Genomic DNA, 15,027 nt, shown 5'->3' with positions numbered 1-15,027 from the left:
TCGGCAGCAGCGCGGAGTTGGGCAGCCGGTCCGGGCGGGCCCTCACAGTACTCCGACCGTGCCACTTGACGCGGTCAGGAGCCGAAGCCCCGCAGCAGGCGCAGGTCGACGGCAGCCTGCGCACGCATCGCCGGAAGGAGGGCATGCACCGGCTCCGGAATGCCTGCGAGCACCAGTTCCACCTCAGCGTGCGTGCCCACCTCGTCGAGGAAACCGACCATCAGGTGTCCGGCCACGGGCGGCGTCGTCGCGATCACTCGCTGGGCGAACTCCGTCCATTCCGCCGCGCTGATGTGGTCGCGCAGCGCGGGGAAGAGAACCGGCTCCTCGTGAGCCAGGTGTTCCAGCACCGTGTCACGCACCTCAGCGGCCGCGTCGCGTAGCTCGGGCCTGACGCCTTCGTCGTCGCCGATCGACACCGCTGCCAGTCGGTCCAGGGCCACATCCAGGTGTTCGTGTTCCCCGCTCAGACTGTCGAGCGCCTGCTGCACGTCCGGTGCGGAGACGAGAATCCGGGGCCACAGATCGTGATCCTCGGTCTCATGGTGATGGCGCAGGTTCGCTACGAGGAAGTCGCGGAGCGAGGCCAAGGTGTCCAACGGTACCGACGGGTGAATGGCTGCCTCGGCCAGCAAGCTGGTTCCGACACGGTGCACGGCGTGGGCGAGGCGGGTCTCGACGACGGCCGGCGGTTCGGTGAGAGCTTGATTTGTCATAGCAGTGAACATATTCATTAGAACTCTACATTGTCAATATGGTGACTGCTTGTGAGGGGATATACTGCGCTGGTGAACAGCCGGAAGTACCACTCCCCCCGACGCACCCATTCGGCGGCCGCCACGCGCGAGGCCATCCTGGGCAACGCGCACGCGCTCTTCCTGGAACGGGGGTACGCCGGCGTCACCGTCGGGGAGATCGCGGAGGCGGCGAACATCGCCGTGCCGACCGTCTACGCCAGCGTGGGAAACAAGCCCAGCATCCTTACGGCCCTGTTGGAGCCGGCCATCAGCGATCCCGCCATCGCGAGGAACCTCGCCGCCGTCGAAGCCAGCGACGACCCGCGCTCCGTGATCGAACTGACAGCCGAAGGAACGCGGCAGACACACGAACGCCACTGGGATCTGGTCTACGGGCTCTTCTACCGGAACCCCCCTGGGGAGCCGGCCGTGCAGGCGGTTCTGAACAGAGGAGCGGACGACTACGTCCAGGCCCTGACCCGGGTCGCCGCGCGCCTCGTGGCACTTGACGGCCTCCGCACCGACGTTCCGCCCTCGGAAGTCCTCGACGTGCTGTTCTTCTACCTCGGCCCACATGCCTGGATGACCCTAGTCGGGGAGCGCGCATGGTCTTTCGACCGTGCGGAGGCATGGATTGCCCAGTCCGCCTGCCAGGCACTGCTGAAGACGTGCTGAGCCTCCCTCTCGGTCCTCCTCGCTCTGCCGGCCCCGTACGATCGGGCGGGCGCGCCGCGCGCGGGCCTGTGTGGCCATGACCACCGCGAGCACTTGCCGAGGGGCCTGGAGGGATCGCCGCGTCTCGCCACCAGGCTCCAGCGGACCGACACTTCCCGCGAAGTGTCGGTCACACGTGTCTCGTTCCATGCCCGGCTTGCGGCCGGCCTAGATCAAGAGAAGGCCGGCGCTCCCGTCGCCGCACATGCCTGCCCGGCCGGGAGGCCTGCCTGCCGTCTTGCCTTTGAGTGGGGCACCGGTCCTCAACTCGCTTCCCAGGTCAGGACGGAGAGGCGACGAAAGCCTTGTCAAGGATGGTCAGCAGCTGGCTGTGAGCCTGCGGGGTGAGCTCACCCACGCATGCCATCGCGTTGAGCACCGCGTTCGGATCCTGGGGACCCGCTGACCGTTGCACCTTGTACATCTTGGTTCCGGACAGGGAGCGGCAGACGGGAGAGACCTCGATCGGTTGCGCCGCGGTATGGCGCCCGGCCTTGACAGCTGCCGCCGGGTCGTCCTCGATCTGGAAGGCTAGGAGGGCTCCGAGATCGCGGCCGGACACGGGAAGACAGGCTGGGTCGGTCCAGTCGCCGGCCTGGAAACCGGGACAGGCCTTTTCCGGCGTGCTGAGCGCATGGGTGGAGAGGAAGGCCACCGATGAGGTCCCGTCCCGCTGTGACGGAACGGTGAGCCGGCTCCACTGAGGCGGAACAGGCACTTCCAGCCGTCCGTAAAGGCTCTGCAGGTCCGTCCTCGGCGGCGACGCAGGTGGAGCGGCGACGCCTGTGGTCCGGTCCGGACCCAGCTGATGCGGCAGGAAGACGGCCGCGAGCAGCGCCATCGGCACCGCGGTCGCCGCGACGCGTAGTCGGCGGGTGCGGCGAAACCGGTTGGCTACCGTGGTCATGCGGTCGGGCGGTGCGGCAAGATCCACTGGTTGGTCCAGCAACACCGCTCGCAGCAGTTCGACCTCCGGCCCGGGCTCGTCCTTTCCGGTACTCACTTACTCACCTCCGCAGATCGGCGGGATACGGCAGAGTGCCACGCAGCGTACGCAGGGCCTTTGCCGCCTGGCTCCTGACCGTTCCGGCGGAGCAATCGAGCAGCGCCGCGGTTTCCTCGACGCTGCGGTCCTCCAGGTAGCGCAGTACCACCACGGCCCGCTGCCGGGCTGGAAGACGGCGCAGTGCCTGCCGCACCGTGCGTTCCAGATCCACTTCTCCGTACCGGTCCCGCGGCACCGGGAACTCGGGCAGCGACTCGTGCGGTACCTCTCCCCGCCAGCGCCGCCGCCACCAGGAGGCATGCACGTTGATCATCACCCGCCGCACGTATGCCTCGGGGTGCTCGTCGCTGATGCGCCGCCATTTGGGCCAGCTCCGGGCCAGGGCGGTCTGCAGCAGATCCTCCGCGAGGTGCTGGTCGCCGGTGAGCAGCCAGGCCGAGCGGAGCAGCCGCGGTCCGCACTGGGCCACGAACTCCTCGAACTCCGTCCAACCGCTGCGCATGCCGTCCTCGTACCGTTCGTCGATGTGCGCCGGGTGCTCTCACGCCGGCTGAACCGTCTCGCGCACCCGGGATGTTGCCCGTCGTGGCGTACCGCACAGATTTCCGGCCCTCGGCGTGGATCCGGAGCATTCGCCGAACCGGGACGCGGCGGCACACGCATTCCCGCGGATCTCGATGGCCCGAGCCTCGCGCCTGGCGGATCACGAGGGTGCCCTCAGTGCGTCCACCGGTTCCATGCGGGCGGCGCGCAGTGCGGGGTACAGACCCGCAAGGAGTCCCACGAGCGCCCCGGCCACCGGGGCACCGAGGGCGAGGCGCAGGTCCAGTACCGGGGTCCATTGCCTGACGCCGGCGACGCAGACCACCACGACGATGCCGAGGGCCGCGCCGATGACTCCGCCGAGCAGACCGATCATGCTCGACTCCGTGAGGAACTGACCTGCCACTTGACGTCTGGACGCGCCGAGGGCGCGCCGTAGCCCGATCTCGCCGATCCGTTCCATCACGGTGACGAGGGTGACGTTGGCGATGCCGATGGCGCCGACGACGAGAGAGACAAGTCCGAGCACCAGGAACAGCCCGTTGACGTCGCCCTGGACGCCTTTCCTGGCCTTGGACAGGTCCGGTGGGGCGATGACGGTCAGCGCGTCCTCGTTCCCGGGAGACAGGGCGATGGGCGCCTGCCGGGCAACCTGCTGGGCCGCCCCGAGGGAGGTGTTGACCAGCACCTGGGTCACATGCTCGAGGTGCATCCGGTCCGCCGCAGTGGTCGGCGGCAGGATCACCGACGTGGAAAGGCGATGCTCGCGCCGGAAGCCGTCGAGCACCCCGATCACGGTGAAGGACTGGCCGCGGAAGAAGACGGCGGGCGCGTCGCGGACGTCGTCGATACCGAGAAGACGGGCCGCCTGGTCCCCCAGGACCGCCACCCGGTCGTGACGGGCGATGTCGCCCGCGTCGTAGAAGCGACCGCTGACCATCGTGCCGCGGACCGCCTCGGGCAGGGTGGGGCCGGCCGCGACGACCGCCAAGGTCGGCGAGGTCAGCTCTCCGGGCGCGACCACGTCGTTGGCCCGCACCTGGACGTTCGCGGTACCTGCCGAGTCGGCGAGCGCCGCGGCCGAGACGACTCCGGCAAGGCGCTCGACCGCTGCGACACCTGCCCAGTCCACCAGCGGGGGACTGTCCGACTCGGGACGCGGGGGCGGCACCGTGACACTCACCGAGGTAGCGGTGAGGGCGTCGAACCGGCCGACGATCTGGTTCGCCGCCGTCGATGCCACGCCGATCGTGATCACCAGGGTGCCGATGCCGAGCACGGTGCCCAACGTCGTCAGTGCCGAGCGCACCGGGCGGGCGAGTACTCCGGCCAGCGCTTCCGACCACAGGTCCCGCGGGTCGATCCGCGGGCGCTCCGGCTGGTCCCCGCGGCGTGACCGGCGGTGTTCGCCGCGATGGCGTCCTCGGGGCGGCTGCACCCCTTCCGTCCCGCCGTCCGGGCGTTCGGGACCTGCGGATCGATGCGCGGTACCGGGTAGGGCCGGCTGTTCCGCATCCGCACTGTACCGAGGGTGTACCGGCGCTGCGGGAGGGTGCTTCGCGCCGGGCTTGCGCGGCTGCGCCCCCGGGTCCTCGACGCGACGGGTGGCCTTCCTCATACGGTCTCCTGACTGAGTCGGCCGTCACGTATCCGTACGCGCCGGGACGCCCGGCGGCTGACGGCATCGTCGTGGGTGATGACCAGCAGCGTCATGCCCTGCGACTGCAGTTCGTCGAAGAGCGCCAGAACCGAGTCGGTGTTCTCGGTGTCGAGGTTGCCGGTCGGCTCGTCGCACAGCAGCAGGGCCGGCTCGCCCATCAAGGCACGGGCGATGGCCACCCGCTGACGCTCGCCGCCGGACAGCCGACCGGGCAGGAAGCCGCAGCGGTGTCCGAGACCGACTTGTACCAGCGCTTCCCGGGCACGCTCGGCCCGGGTGGAGCGCCCGCGGCCCGGCCGGGGAGCCCGGTACGTCTCGGCCAGCGTGACGTTCTCCTCCACGGTCCGGTACGGCAACAGGTGGAAGGACTGGAAGACGAATCCGATACGGCTGCCGCGCAGAGCGGTGCGCTCCAGGTCGCCCAGGGCGTTGGTCAGCACTCCGTCGAGCCAGTAGCTTCCCGACGTCGGCCGGTCCAGCAGGCCCAGGGTGTTCAGCAGCGTGGACTTCCCCGACCCCGACGGACCGACGATCGACAGGTGCTCGCCTCGACGGACCGTCAGTTCCACGTCCTGCAGCGCGCGCACGGGCGGTTCGGCATCGAAAGTCCGGCAGACCGATCTGAGTTCGATCACCGTGTCCGCGTCCGGTGGCTGTTCGAGCGTGGCCGCCACGGCGCTACGTGGCCTCACTGTCCGACCACCACCTGGTCACCCGCGGCCAGCGAACCGCCGTCCGGGGTCACCTCGACGAGGCCGGCGGCGGCGATACCCACCCTGACGGGCACGGTGACAGTCCTGCCGTCCCGCCGCACCTGCACGCGGGCCTTGCCCTCGGTGGATGTACGCACCGCCGCCGCGGGCACCACCAGGACGGAGTCCTCGGAGGCGCCCACCTCGATGGTCACCTTGGCGACGCCCCCCACCTGGTTTCGCAGGGGCCCAGGATCGGGCACCGAGATCTCCAACGGCACCGGTGCCGACGGGTCGGCCGGGTCCGATCCGGCGCCGGCCTCCCCGTCCCCGCCGGACTCCTCGTTCCCACCGGACGGCTCCCCGTCCGTGCCGCCCTTGCCGTTGTCCCCCGAGGCGGCACCAGCCTGGTCACCACCCTGACCGGCGCCCGTACCGCCGATCCGTGACACGACGCCGCGCACCTCACGGCCGTCGGCTGTCTCGACCCGCGCCTCCATACCCTCGCGCAGGGCTGCGCCGTCCGCTCCGGGGACCGTCGCCTGCACCAACACGTCGGAGGACGTCACAGTGACCACCTCGCCGTCCAGGGGGCCACCCAGTGCGACCTTGACCTTGTCGACACGCACCGGAAGGTCGGGGAGGAAGACCACCTCACCCGCCGGGACCTTGGTGCCGTACGTGGCCTCGAACGCGTTCAGCGCGGCATTGGCCTGGTCCAGCTGCCGTCGCGCGGCGCGCAACCGCAGTTCCGCGGCCTCACTCGACTCCGGCGCGGTCGCCGTGCCGGAGTCCGTGCCGTCGCCCCCGCCCGACTGCAGATCGAGCAGGGCCAGTTGGGCCGACGACACCGCCGCCTCCAGATCGGCACGCTGCTGCTGGTCGGCGACGCCGGGACTCTGCGCCTCGTAACCCTTGCTGCCGTACCAGCGGCCCACCGCGGCCGCGGTGCCCCCACGGTAATTGCCGCTGACGGCACCCGGGTCGTGGCCGAGCCTGCGCAGCGCGCTTTGCAACTGGCGTACGTCCTCGCCCGAACTGCCCGGGCCAAGGGAGCGGTACATCGGCACCGGGCCTCGCAGCACGAACACCGGACGGCCGCTGACCTGCATCAGGACGCTGCCCTCGTCGAGGGTCGCCCCCTTGGTCGGCAGTCTGGTGACCCGTTGGGTGGTCTCGTCGTCCCCGGAGGAGCCCACCGGACCCGACAGCGAGATGCCCTGCGGTGCCCCGAACTCCACGGCGCCCTGGGCCACCACGGTCGCGGTCAGCTTCTGGCGTGCCACCGCGACCGTCACGGGACCGGCCTTCGGCGGCTTGCGCGCGGCGGCGGCATCGGCGGGTGACTGCATCTGCGTACCGGTGAACCATCCACCCACGCCCACCGCGGCCACCACACCGACGATGATCGCCACCTGCTTGCTGCGGCGCGACGGGCCGCTCCGGACGCCGCTCATCCGCCGAGTCCGGTGAAGGGGTGCTTGGCCAGCTTCGGGAAGTACGCAGCACGGAACGCCTTGCCGCACTCCAGATCCGCCAGGGCCACGTTGATCTCCTGGGCGAGCTTGGTCCTCGCGGTCTCCTTGTCCAACTCGTCCACGTTGCCGCCCTGGCTGTTCACCTGGAACTTCACCATGTCACCGATGGAGGTCGGCTGTGTGGTGGTGACGGCGATCCCCTCACCACGGAGGCAGGACGCGAAGTCCTGCGCCAGTGATACCAGCTTCGGGTCCCCGTCGAGGGCCTGCTGAGCCGCTCGGTCCGCTTCCCGGGCGACGTCCGCCTCGCGGGCGAGTTCGGCGGTGGACTTCCGCGGCCCGTAGGCCTTCAGCTGAGCTTCCGTGCGGCAGCCCGGCAGCTCCGTCTTCTTTCCGTCCACCATTGCCAGCTCCCCGAAAGCCTTCTCGTAGGCCCGCTGCTGAGCCGGGGAGAGCGACTCCCGATACGCCTGGTCGGGGCTCGTTTCGTACTTCTCGGTGTAAGCCCGCGAGCCGATGGCGTTGACGTCGTTCGGATAGACGACCCGGGCGTAGGTGACGCCGTACCCGTACTTTCCGCGGTACTCCTTCGCCAGCTCGTAGTCCTGACCGTCGAACGGGAAGGGCTTTGCCTCATCGCCCTCTACGTGCGGTGTGTAGGTGAAGCCCTTCGCACGCATGCAGACGGCGAGGGCGTTCTGGTACAGGTATGCCTTCTTGGTCTCCTCGTCAGCGTCCTGGGGAATCGTCAGTTCACCGTTCACGGCAGTTGCCGGGGCCGTGGGCGAGCCCGCCGAGGCAGCTGCCTGGGGTGAGGTGCTGCCGCTCCCGGAGCACCCGGTGAGCACCAGCACCCCGGTCGCGGCCGCGGCAACAGCCGGCAGGGCGGGGCGCAGCTTGAATAGAGAAGTCACGTCGTTCCATCGTGTCGATCGGACATGGCCGTGCGGGGCGAAAAGATCCCGTCGACTTCCTCAACCCGGTGGACCCCCATGCAGAGCAGAGCCTGCGAGCCAAAAGTGACCCACGTCACGTTTCAAGATCGATGCGCGAACCGCACCAACGGTCCCTGCGGCCGGCCCCCGCTGACTTCCTCCATCGACCAGGTGTCACCAGGGTCGGCGAAGCCGAGCATGGCGATGGCGTCGTCGACCGGCGGATACATCCACTCGCATTGATCTGCTGCTTGAGCGCCTTCTCCTGCTCGCCGGCCCGCTCCCCGGCCCGGCCCCTCCCGTGGTGGCCAACCGCGCCGGCGGGTCCGAGGTCCAGACACGTGTCGCACGGTTCGGGGCGAAGGGCACCGATCTCCAGCCCGAGGACATCGGCGGCCACGTTGTGACCCGCGAACTTGCTCAAAGGAGTGGCGTGCCGGCTCTGTTCACGAGTCGTGGTTCTGGTCCACCTTCTGTGATGTGCCTACTCCCTGTGACTGACGGCCTTGCCATGGATCTCGGCGAGATCGTCCGGAACCCGATGGTGCCGACCCCGTTCGGGCTCATGGTCCGGGCTGTGCGCGACGTACTCCCGGCCGGGCCGCCGGCGAAGAACGCCCGGACGCAGGGCCGCCCCTGACCCGTCCGCCCGTCTACGTCGCCGGCCCCTGTCCAGGCCGCGGTCCTGTCCGGGCGGCGGCGCGATGCCATGTGCACGCCGCCGGGCAAGCCGCCCAGTACCTGTGCGGCGGGCTCGCCCTCGACGAGTTCGATCCGTCCCGGCTCCAGACCGAGCCCCGCCCGGTGGGCCTGTCGCCGACCGTCGCCACCAGGTAGAGGGCGAGCCCGCTCAACGAAGGGAGCACAGCGCCGAGGCCAGGTGAGCTCCGCCCCGACGATTCTGCGTGAAGCCGACCAAACCCCGGGGAGTCCTCCATGTCCTTCGTCAAGGCATCCCCCGGCCTCAGGCACGGGCGCCAGGGGTCACTGGTAGCGGCCGTCGAAGCGGACTCCATGTCTGAGGTCCGTGAACCGGAGGCCGACGATCTGCTCTTCCTCCACTACCCAGTGGAGATCGTAGGAGGCCCGGTAGGAGGGGGGCCAGAAGGAGCTGAAGTGCCCGCTCTCGTCGACGGACCACATCCCTTCCGTCCGACGCCCCGCCTCGAAGTAGCGGGTGGACCCGTCGGGGTCGAAGGTCTGCGTCGCACCGTCGCTGTAGACGAGACTTCCGGCGGTGACGGCGGCCGGGATTTGCTCGGTCGGCACTCGTGCGCCGTCCTGAGCGGCCATGCCGTCGAGTTGTCCGGTCACTGTGCGTTACTCCTGTCGGCGTGACTCTGTGATGGTGGGTGTCCGAGGCCGTTCGAGAGACGCATCAGGCTTCGGTGGCCCCTTCGTCCGGCGAATCGAAGAGGCTCAAGAATGCGCCGTAGCCCTCCTGCTCAAGCTCCCCGACGGGGATGAAGCGCAGGGACGCTGAGTTGATGCAATACCGCTGCCCGCCGCGGTCGCTGGGCCCGTCGGGGAAGACGTGCCCCAGGTGGCTGTCCCCCTGAGCCGATCTGACCTCGACGCGGACCATGCCGTGGCTGGTGTCCGAGCGCTCGACGACGTGGCCGGGATCCAGCGGCTTCGTGAAGCTGGGCCACCCGGACCTGCTGTCGTACTTGTCCACTGAGGCGAACAAGGGCTCCCCGGACACGATGTCCACGTAGATCCCGGGCGCCTTGTTGTCCCAGTAGGCGTTGGCGAAGGCGGGCTCCGTCCCGTCCTGCTGAGTCACGCGATACTGCTGGTCCGTGAGCTGTGAGAGACGCTCCGGGCTCTTGCGGTACTCCGGCATGGCTACCTCCCTGGGCGGCCCACCGCGTTGAACGCGAGCCCGGCGACGCCCGTGCTGGTGTGGCGGGCCGGTCGCCCGCCCGAGCGCCACCGCACGAGGGCGCCCGGCGCGCACTGCGAAGGCTGCTGACTCAACAATGACGTCGAGGGTGGGAGATCACGGGCCGGGGCCGCGCGACGATCCGAGGGACTTTCGCAGCGCGCATGGAGCCGTTGCGGCAACGCCTACTCCCAACAGGCTACCGCTGCTCGCCCCGGCCGTGGAAACGGGCGCGCCCCACGGCAATCACCATGGCCACGGCTCTTCCTTAGCGGCCTTGAGTCGATCGCGAAATGTGGCAGCCGCCGACGTGAAGCAACATGACGACCCTGTCGAAGCCGCAGGGCCGTTCGCGGCGCCGACATCGGTTCCGCGAGCTGGTCGCCCCGCTGAGGATGGTGGCCTTGACTCCGCGGCTGCGCAGGTAGGCGCGGAAGGAGCGGGCCGAGTAGCCCTTGTCGGCCACCAACCGCTCCGGCCGGGCGGGGCCGTCCCGGCCCGGGCTGCATGACACGGATCTTGCCGATGACCGACTCGGCCTGCGGGTCGAAGGTTCCGTCGGCCGCCCGTCGGGCGAAGTGTACGTGCACCGTCCGCCAAGCCCGAACCGCGGCAGCAGGTCCCTCTAAGGCACACGAATTCGACATTTGAGCACGATGCCCTCACGGCGTCGGCAGCAGCCGGCGTGGCGGTCCACCCCACCGCAGGGGACAGGGCCGGAAGAACCCGACAAGCGGCCGGAAACAGTTTACCGACACTGACACGCCGCTGACCGTGCATGGATTCCTCCGGCCCGGCCCACCCCGTTCTCACCGGTCAGGGGTCTTGAGCTCGTCTCCCGTGTTGGAGATGAAGATGACCAGCAGCTTCGCCGGTTCTGTCTTGCTGGTGTTCTCTGTCAGCACGTGATGGACGCCCGGTTCCTCGACCCAGTGCTCACCCTCGTTGAAAGTGCGCACCGGCTCGCCCTCAAGCTGGCTGCGCATGGTGCCGTCGAGTACGTAGGCATAGAGGAACGCGTCACCGTGGCGATGCGGCACCGCGACTGCGTCGGGCGGGAAGTCCACGATTGCCGAGGTGAACGTCTTCCCCTTGACGTTCGGAAGTTCCTGTTCGAGCACAGGCGTGAGCGTCTCGGACGGTCGTTCCGTGGTCGCCGCGGCGACCGGCATCTTGACGTTCGCACGCTTCTCAGCAGGGGCGCATGACAGCGCCACGGCCGCCAGACAGGCGGCCAGAAAGCCACACAAGAAACGTATTCCGATCATCACTGCTCTCCCGTTCAGTCTTCATGAACCGAATGACCGCCGTGCCTGAGCTGAGACCTCCGGTCGGGAGCGAACGCGGCAGGCCCTCGGCAAATGGACAGCACCAGCCCCGCGACATGCCGGCCCCACACCGTGCCGTACGGCAGGCGACCGCTGTGCAGGGGTGGCGACCTGCGAGTTCCTCCGTGCGGCTGACCCACTGCAGCCACAGAGCCTCGCTGTCGGGCCCGAGAGGAAGAGGGCCGCCTCCCTTGTACGCCCCGGCAACGCGCGCAGCAACACCCCACACCCATCCAGCTCGGCCCGGCCGCGGTGTGGCGACAGTGAGAGCCGCACGGCACCGTCGCCCGGTACAGCACGCACAGCACAACCGTACGACCGGACCGGCGAGCCCGCGCGGGAGCGCCCCTTCATCGGCACGGCTCCGCACCCCCCTGTCGATGGCACGGCGCAGGCTTGGACATGGTCGGCTCCCGCTCCGACAGGCGGAGTTTCGGGGCGAAGCGGACCTTGCCTCGCAGCCGGACGCAGCGGCCACTCCACCCGGGTCCCGAATAGCTTGCTCGACAGACAGGAGCACGATATCCCGACCCAGATATTTGACGCGTCAACTGTTCAATGCTCTACTTTCGGCATTGCTCTCGATCAAGGAGTGTCCATGAGCGACAAGAAGATCATTGCCGTCGTAGGCGCCACGGGCCAGCAGGGCGGCGGCCTCGTACGCGCGATCCTGGCCGACCCCGACGGCCCCTTCGTGGCGCGCGCACTGACTCGTAACGCCGACTCACCCGCGGCTCAGGAACTCGCCGCGCAGGGCGCCGAGGTCATGGAGGCCGACCTCAACGACGAAGCGAGCCTGCGTGCGGCCTTCGACGGAGCCCACGGTGCTTTCGTCGTCACCAACTTCTGGGCGGAGCTGACTCCCGAGCAGGAGGCCGCGAACCTGACGCGCCCGCAGATGGAACTGAACCAGGCCGCCGCTGCCGCGCGTGCCGCGAAGAGCGCCGGCCTCCGGCACGTCGTTTGGTCCACGCTGGAGGACACCCGCCCGCACTTCCAGAGCCTCGGCAGCGAGCTGCCCACGCTCATGGACGTCTACAAGGTTCCGCACTTCGACGCCAAGGGCGCGGCGAACTCGTACTTCACCGAGGCCGGCGTCCCCACGACGTTCCTGGAGACGACGTTCTACTACGAGTCGCTCCTCGCGGGCCTGGGCCAAGGCCCCCAGCGGGACGACAACGGCGATCTGGTCCTGGCGCTCCCGATGAGCGACGCCGTCATGGCCCTCGTCGCCAGCGAGGACATCGGCCGTACCGCCTACGGTGTCTTCCGCGCCGGCGCCAAGTACGTCAACCGCACGGTCGGTGTCGCCGGCGCGCACGCAACCGGGACCGAGCTCGCCGAGATGCTGACGAACGCCCTCGGTGAAAAGGTCACCTACCGCCCGGTCGACCACGACGCAATGCGCGCCGCCGGTGGCTGGTTCGTCAATGAGATCGCCAACATGTACCAGTTCTACGCGCAGGCGTCGGAGAACTTCGTCGCCAACAGGAACCTCGACCGCGTGCGCGAGCTCAACCCGCAGGTGAAGCCGCTCGACGAGTGGCTCGTCGAGCACAAGGACCAGTTGATCGGCTGAACGCTGCACTTTCCACAGGTGGGCCGCCCCGTGAGGACGGCCCACCTGTTGCCCTCACAGACCCCGTTGTCGCGCCACCGTTCCAAGATCTGAAAGGCATATGCCGTGACCGGACAACTTGCGCAGAGGACAGCGCTGGTGACCGGTGGATCCCGAGGAATCGGGGCCGGCATCGCGAAGAGGCTGACCGAGGACGGCACGCAGGTCGCCTTCACCTGTGTACCGGCCGAGGAAGAGGCTCGGGCCCCTGTCGAAGCGGTGGAGGCCACCGGCGGCCGTGCTACGGCCGTCCAAGCCGACAACGGCGACGTCGGGGCGGTCCGGAGGGCCGCCACGGAGACCGGACATTCGGCGGGCTGGACATCCTCGTGAACAACGCCGGTTACGGCGAGGGACGGTCACTTGCCGACCTCTCCGTCGAGGATGTCGACCGCGCCGTCGCGGGTAACGTCCGAGACGCGTTCGTGGCCGCTCAGGAAGCCCTGCCGCATCTACGGCAAGGCGGACGCTTCGCCAACATCCGCAGTGTCTTCGCCGACCGCCTTCCGGTGTTCCCGGGAGGGGGCTTCGCCCTGTGCAGCCTGACCAAAGGGGCCGTCGCCGGCTGGACACGCGGGCTCGCGGGCGAGCTCGCCCCACGCGGAATCACCGTCAACGACATTCAGCCCGGTGTGATCGCCACGGACGTTCTGAACGGGCCGGCGGCCGAGATCATGGTGCCACCGACGCCTGCCGAACACGCACCGGAGAACCGGCCGACATCGCCAGCACGGTGGCATATCTGGCGAGCCCGGAGACATCGTTCGTCCACGCGCCACCTGGACCATCGACGGCGCCTACCCCACCTGATCACCGGCCCTACCACGTCGACACGATCGCCCCTTCAGAGAAGTCCTCGCACCGGACCACGCGTGGACCAGTACGCATCTGCCGACCCACCAAGGCGAGCAGCACCGACCAGTTTGCAACGGAGTGACGCACCAGGCCGACGCCTCGTACGACCACGGGGGACCGCGCCATCACGACCCGCACAGCAGCCTGACCCCGGCGTCGAACGCGGGGCGAGCTGTTGCGGAGCGGCTGCTTCATCGGCTCGGGGGCTCCTGGCAGCGCAAGGCCCTGGCTACGCGGCGCCCTCGACCAACGCCCGCGACAACCACACGAGCACGTCTACAGATCGGACATCCCTCGATGACTTCCTATGCCATACACGCCGGAGCGCTGTTCGACGGACGCAACTTGTCAGGCCCCGCCACTGTGCACATCACGGGCGACCGCATCGTAGGTGTGGACCGCAGCGGCGCACTGCCGACCGACGGCACAGAGGTCATTGACATGGGGCGCTCGGCCTGCCTCCTGCCAGGCCTGATCGACACCCACGTCCACCTCGCCTTCGACGCGGGCCCGGACCCCGTGACCTCTTTGGCTGCCACCTCCGACAGCGCCCTTTTGGCGCACATGCGGGCTGCGGCCCGGTCCGCTCTTCTGGCCGGTGTCACCACCGTCCGCGACCTCGGTGACCGTGGCTACCTCTCGCTGGCCCTGAAGACGGAGCTGGCCCAGCACCCCGAGCAGGGTCCGGAGATCCTTGCTGCCGGCCCTCCGCTGACCACCCCCGGCGGTCACTGCCATTTCCTCGGAGGCGAGGTCGAGGGCGCCGACTCACTGCGCGCCGCAGTCCGCGAGCGTCACGCCCGAGGCTGCTCCGTCATCAAGATCATGGCGAGCGGCGGACACATGACACCTGACTCCATGCCGGCGCATGCTTCGCAATACAGTCTGGACGACCTGCGAGCGGTCGTGGACGAGGCGCATCACCTCGGGCTACCGGTGGCAGCGCATGCCCACGGACTCCAAGCCATCAAGGACGCGGCAGAAGCGGGCGTCGACAGTCTTGAACACGTCTCGTTCCTCACCGCCGATGGTGTGGCCTCCGACCCCGAACTCGTCGATGCCCTCGTGCGGAAGGGAACCTTCGTCAGCCTGACGCTGGGCCTCGCCCCGGGCGTGACGCTGCAGTTGCCCGAGGGCATGGCCGAGCAGGTCGAAGCTCTCCTGGACACCTACAGCCACCTTCAGAAGGCCGGTGCCCAGGTTGTCATCGGATCGGACGCCGGTGTGGCGCCTTGGAAGCCTCACAACGTCCTTCCCTACGCCGTGGCCGACCTGGCGCGTCTGGGTGTCTCGCCACTGGTGGCGCTGACCTCCATGACCAGCCAGGCAGCCCGACTTTGCCGAATGGAAGACCGCAAGGGTCGCATCACCGCGGACGCTGACGCCGACATCCTGGCCGTCGACGGCGACATCGCGCATGACCCCGCAGCCGTCCTGAACGTCCGGGCGGTCTTCCGCGCCGGGATCCGCGTGCGATGACGCGCTGTCGGGGGACAGCCGCTCCCGCCCTACGACGCGTCCGTGACGACATCGGGATGTGGTTCCGCCGCTGTCGTGCTTACTGGCCCTGGCAGTG

Annotated in this window: 15 protein-coding genes and 1 pseudogene; 6 read left to right on the top strand and 10 right to left on the bottom strand. The window is 69.0% G+C overall.

Annotated elements, in window-relative coordinates; all coding sequences use genetic code 11:
* Positions 1 to 74: 74 nt before the first annotated feature.
* Positions 75 to 728, bottom strand: coding sequence for a hemerythrin domain-containing protein (locus ACGF8A_RS25635; RefSeq protein ID WP_393112008.1), 654 nt, complete (start codon positions 726 to 728; stop codon positions 75 to 77).
* A 60-nt stretch (positions 729 to 788) separates the two neighbouring features.
* On the opposite strand from ACGF8A_RS25635, the gene ACGF8A_RS25630 reads away from it, so the two are divergent.
* Positions 789 to 1,412 carry a TetR/AcrR family transcriptional regulator gene (locus ACGF8A_RS25630; protein ID WP_393112006.1) on the top strand — a complete coding sequence of 208 codons (624 nt, stop codon included), beginning with the start codon at positions 789 to 791 and terminating at the stop codon, positions 1,410 to 1,412.
* A gap of 319 nt (positions 1,413 to 1,731) precedes the next feature.
* Here the strand turns inward: ACGF8A_RS25630 and ACGF8A_RS25625 are convergent, their stop codons facing one another.
* From ACGF8A_RS25625 to ACGF8A_RS25600, 6 genes are all read right to left on the bottom strand, one after another.
* A complete protein-coding gene (locus tag ACGF8A_RS25625) occupies positions 1,732 to 2,454 on the bottom strand; it encodes a hypothetical protein (protein WP_393112004.1) in 723 nt (240 codons plus the stop codon).
* 4 nt (positions 2,455 to 2,458) lie between these two features.
* Positions 2,459 to 2,959, bottom strand: a complete 501-nt coding sequence (locus ACGF8A_RS25620; RefSeq protein WP_393112002.1) for a SigE family RNA polymerase sigma factor — start codon at positions 2,957 to 2,959, stop codon at positions 2,459 to 2,461.
* Between the two features lie 201 nt (positions 2,960 to 3,160).
* On the bottom strand, positions 3,161 to 4,438 hold the full coding sequence (locus tag ACGF8A_RS25615; RefSeq protein WP_393112000.1) for an ABC transporter permease: 1,278 nt from the start codon (positions 4,436 to 4,438) through the stop codon (positions 3,161 to 3,163).
* Between the two features lie 176 nt (positions 4,439 to 4,614).
* Positions 4,615 to 5,352 (bottom strand): ABC transporter ATP-binding protein, encoded by a 738-nt coding sequence (locus tag ACGF8A_RS25610; protein WP_393111998.1) that lies wholly within the window; start codon positions 5,350 to 5,352, stop codon positions 4,615 to 4,617.
* Positions 5,349 to 6,809 carry a peptidoglycan-binding protein gene (locus tag ACGF8A_RS25605; protein WP_393111996.1) on the bottom strand — a complete coding sequence of 487 codons (1,461 nt, stop codon included), beginning with the start codon at positions 6,807 to 6,809 and terminating at the stop codon, positions 5,349 to 5,351. Before ACGF8A_RS25605 ends, ACGF8A_RS25610 begins: the two co-directional genes overlap by 4 nt.
* Positions 6,806 to 7,744 carry a hypothetical protein gene (locus ACGF8A_RS25600; protein WP_393111994.1) on the bottom strand — a complete coding sequence of 313 codons (939 nt, stop codon included), beginning with the start codon at positions 7,742 to 7,744 and terminating at the stop codon, positions 6,806 to 6,808. Before ACGF8A_RS25600 ends, ACGF8A_RS25605 begins: the two co-directional genes overlap by 4 nt.
* Positions 7,745 to 8,258: 514 nt before the next feature.
* Here ACGF8A_RS25600 and ACGF8A_RS25595 point away from each other — a divergent pair.
* Both ACGF8A_RS25595 and ACGF8A_RS25590 read left to right on the top strand, forming a co-directional pair.
* A complete protein-coding gene (locus ACGF8A_RS25595; RefSeq protein ID WP_393111992.1) occupies positions 8,259 to 8,405 on the top strand; it encodes a hypothetical protein in 147 nt (48 codons plus the stop codon).
* 71 nt (positions 8,406 to 8,476) lie between these two features.
* The gene (locus ACGF8A_RS25590) at positions 8,477 to 8,602 is read left to right on the top strand and encodes a hypothetical protein (RefSeq protein WP_393111990.1); all 126 of its coding nucleotides are present in this window, start codon (positions 8,477 to 8,479) and stop codon (positions 8,600 to 8,602) included.
* Positions 8,603 to 8,749: 147 nt separating this feature from the next.
* On the opposite strand, the gene ACGF8A_RS25585 is transcribed toward ACGF8A_RS25590, so the two are convergent.
* The 3 genes from ACGF8A_RS25585 to ACGF8A_RS25575 all read right to left on the bottom strand — a co-directional run bounded on the left by ACGF8A_RS25585 (position 8,750) and on the right by ACGF8A_RS25575 (position 10,918).
* The gene (locus ACGF8A_RS25585) at positions 8,750 to 9,079 is read right to left on the bottom strand and encodes a hypothetical protein (protein ID WP_393111988.1); all 330 of its coding nucleotides are present in this window, start codon (positions 9,077 to 9,079) and stop codon (positions 8,750 to 8,752) included.
* A gap of 64 nt (positions 9,080 to 9,143) precedes the next feature.
* Positions 9,144 to 9,611, bottom strand: a complete 468-nt coding sequence (gene msrB / locus ACGF8A_RS25580; protein WP_393111986.1) for a peptide-methionine (R)-S-oxide reductase MsrB — start codon at positions 9,609 to 9,611, stop codon at positions 9,144 to 9,146.
* Positions 9,612 to 10,459: 848 nt separating this feature from the next.
* On the bottom strand, positions 10,460 to 10,918 hold the full coding sequence (locus ACGF8A_RS25575) for a cupin domain-containing protein (protein WP_393111984.1): 459 nt from the start codon (positions 10,916 to 10,918) through the stop codon (positions 10,460 to 10,462).
* Between the two features lie 658 nt (positions 10,919 to 11,576).
* On the opposite strand from ACGF8A_RS25575, the gene ACGF8A_RS25570 reads away from it, so the two are divergent.
* From ACGF8A_RS25570 to ACGF8A_RS25560, 3 genes and pseudogenes are all read left to right on the top strand, one after another.
* Positions 11,577 to 12,557 carry an NmrA/HSCARG family protein gene (locus ACGF8A_RS25570; protein ID WP_393111982.1) on the top strand — a complete coding sequence of 327 codons (981 nt, stop codon included), beginning with the start codon at positions 11,577 to 11,579 and terminating at the stop codon, positions 12,555 to 12,557.
* Positions 12,558 to 12,662: 105 nt separating this feature from the next.
* Positions 12,663 to 13,891: pseudogene (locus ACGF8A_RS25565) on the top strand (SDR family NAD(P)-dependent oxidoreductase).
* On the top strand, positions 13,815 to 14,930 hold the full coding sequence (locus tag ACGF8A_RS25560; protein WP_393111980.1) for an amidohydrolase family protein: 1,116 nt from the start codon (positions 13,815 to 13,817) through the stop codon (positions 14,928 to 14,930). The pseudogene ACGF8A_RS25565 and the gene ACGF8A_RS25560 overlap by 77 nt, the downstream one beginning before the upstream one ends.
* Positions 14,931 to 15,027: the final 97 nt, after the last annotated feature.

The organism is Streptomyces sp. NPDC047706 (assembly GCF_043204795.1).
Lineage (GTDB): Bacteria > Actinomycetota > Actinomycetes > Streptomycetales > Streptomycetaceae > Streptomyces.
This window is presented reverse-complemented; position numbering and strand designations above follow the sequence as displayed.

Excerpts from the sequence above, each read along its gene's own strand:
- ACGF8A_RS25635 (WP_393112008.1), bottom strand. The coding sequence starts at position 728 with ATGTTCACTGCTATGACAAATCAAGCTCTCACCGAACCGCCGGCCGTC.
- ACGF8A_RS25620 (WP_393112002.1), bottom strand. The coding sequence starts at position 2,959 with ATGCGCAGCGGTTGGACGGAGTTCGAGGAGTTCGTGGCCCAGTGCGGA.
- ACGF8A_RS25605 (WP_393111996.1), bottom strand. The coding sequence starts at position 6,809 with ATGAGCGGCGTCCGGAGCGGCCCGTCGCGCCGCAGCAAGCAGGTGGCG.
- msrB (WP_393111986.1), bottom strand. The coding sequence starts at position 9,611 with ATGCCGGAGTACCGCAAGAGCCCGGAGCGTCTCTCACAGCTCACGGAC.
- ACGF8A_RS25575 (WP_393111984.1), bottom strand. The coding sequence starts at position 10,918 with ATGATCGGAATACGTTTCTTGTGTGGCTTTCTGGCCGCCTGTCTGGCG.
- ACGF8A_RS25570 (WP_393111982.1), top strand. The coding sequence starts at position 11,577 with ATGAGCGACAAGAAGATCATTGCCGTCGTAGGCGCCACGGGCCAGCAG.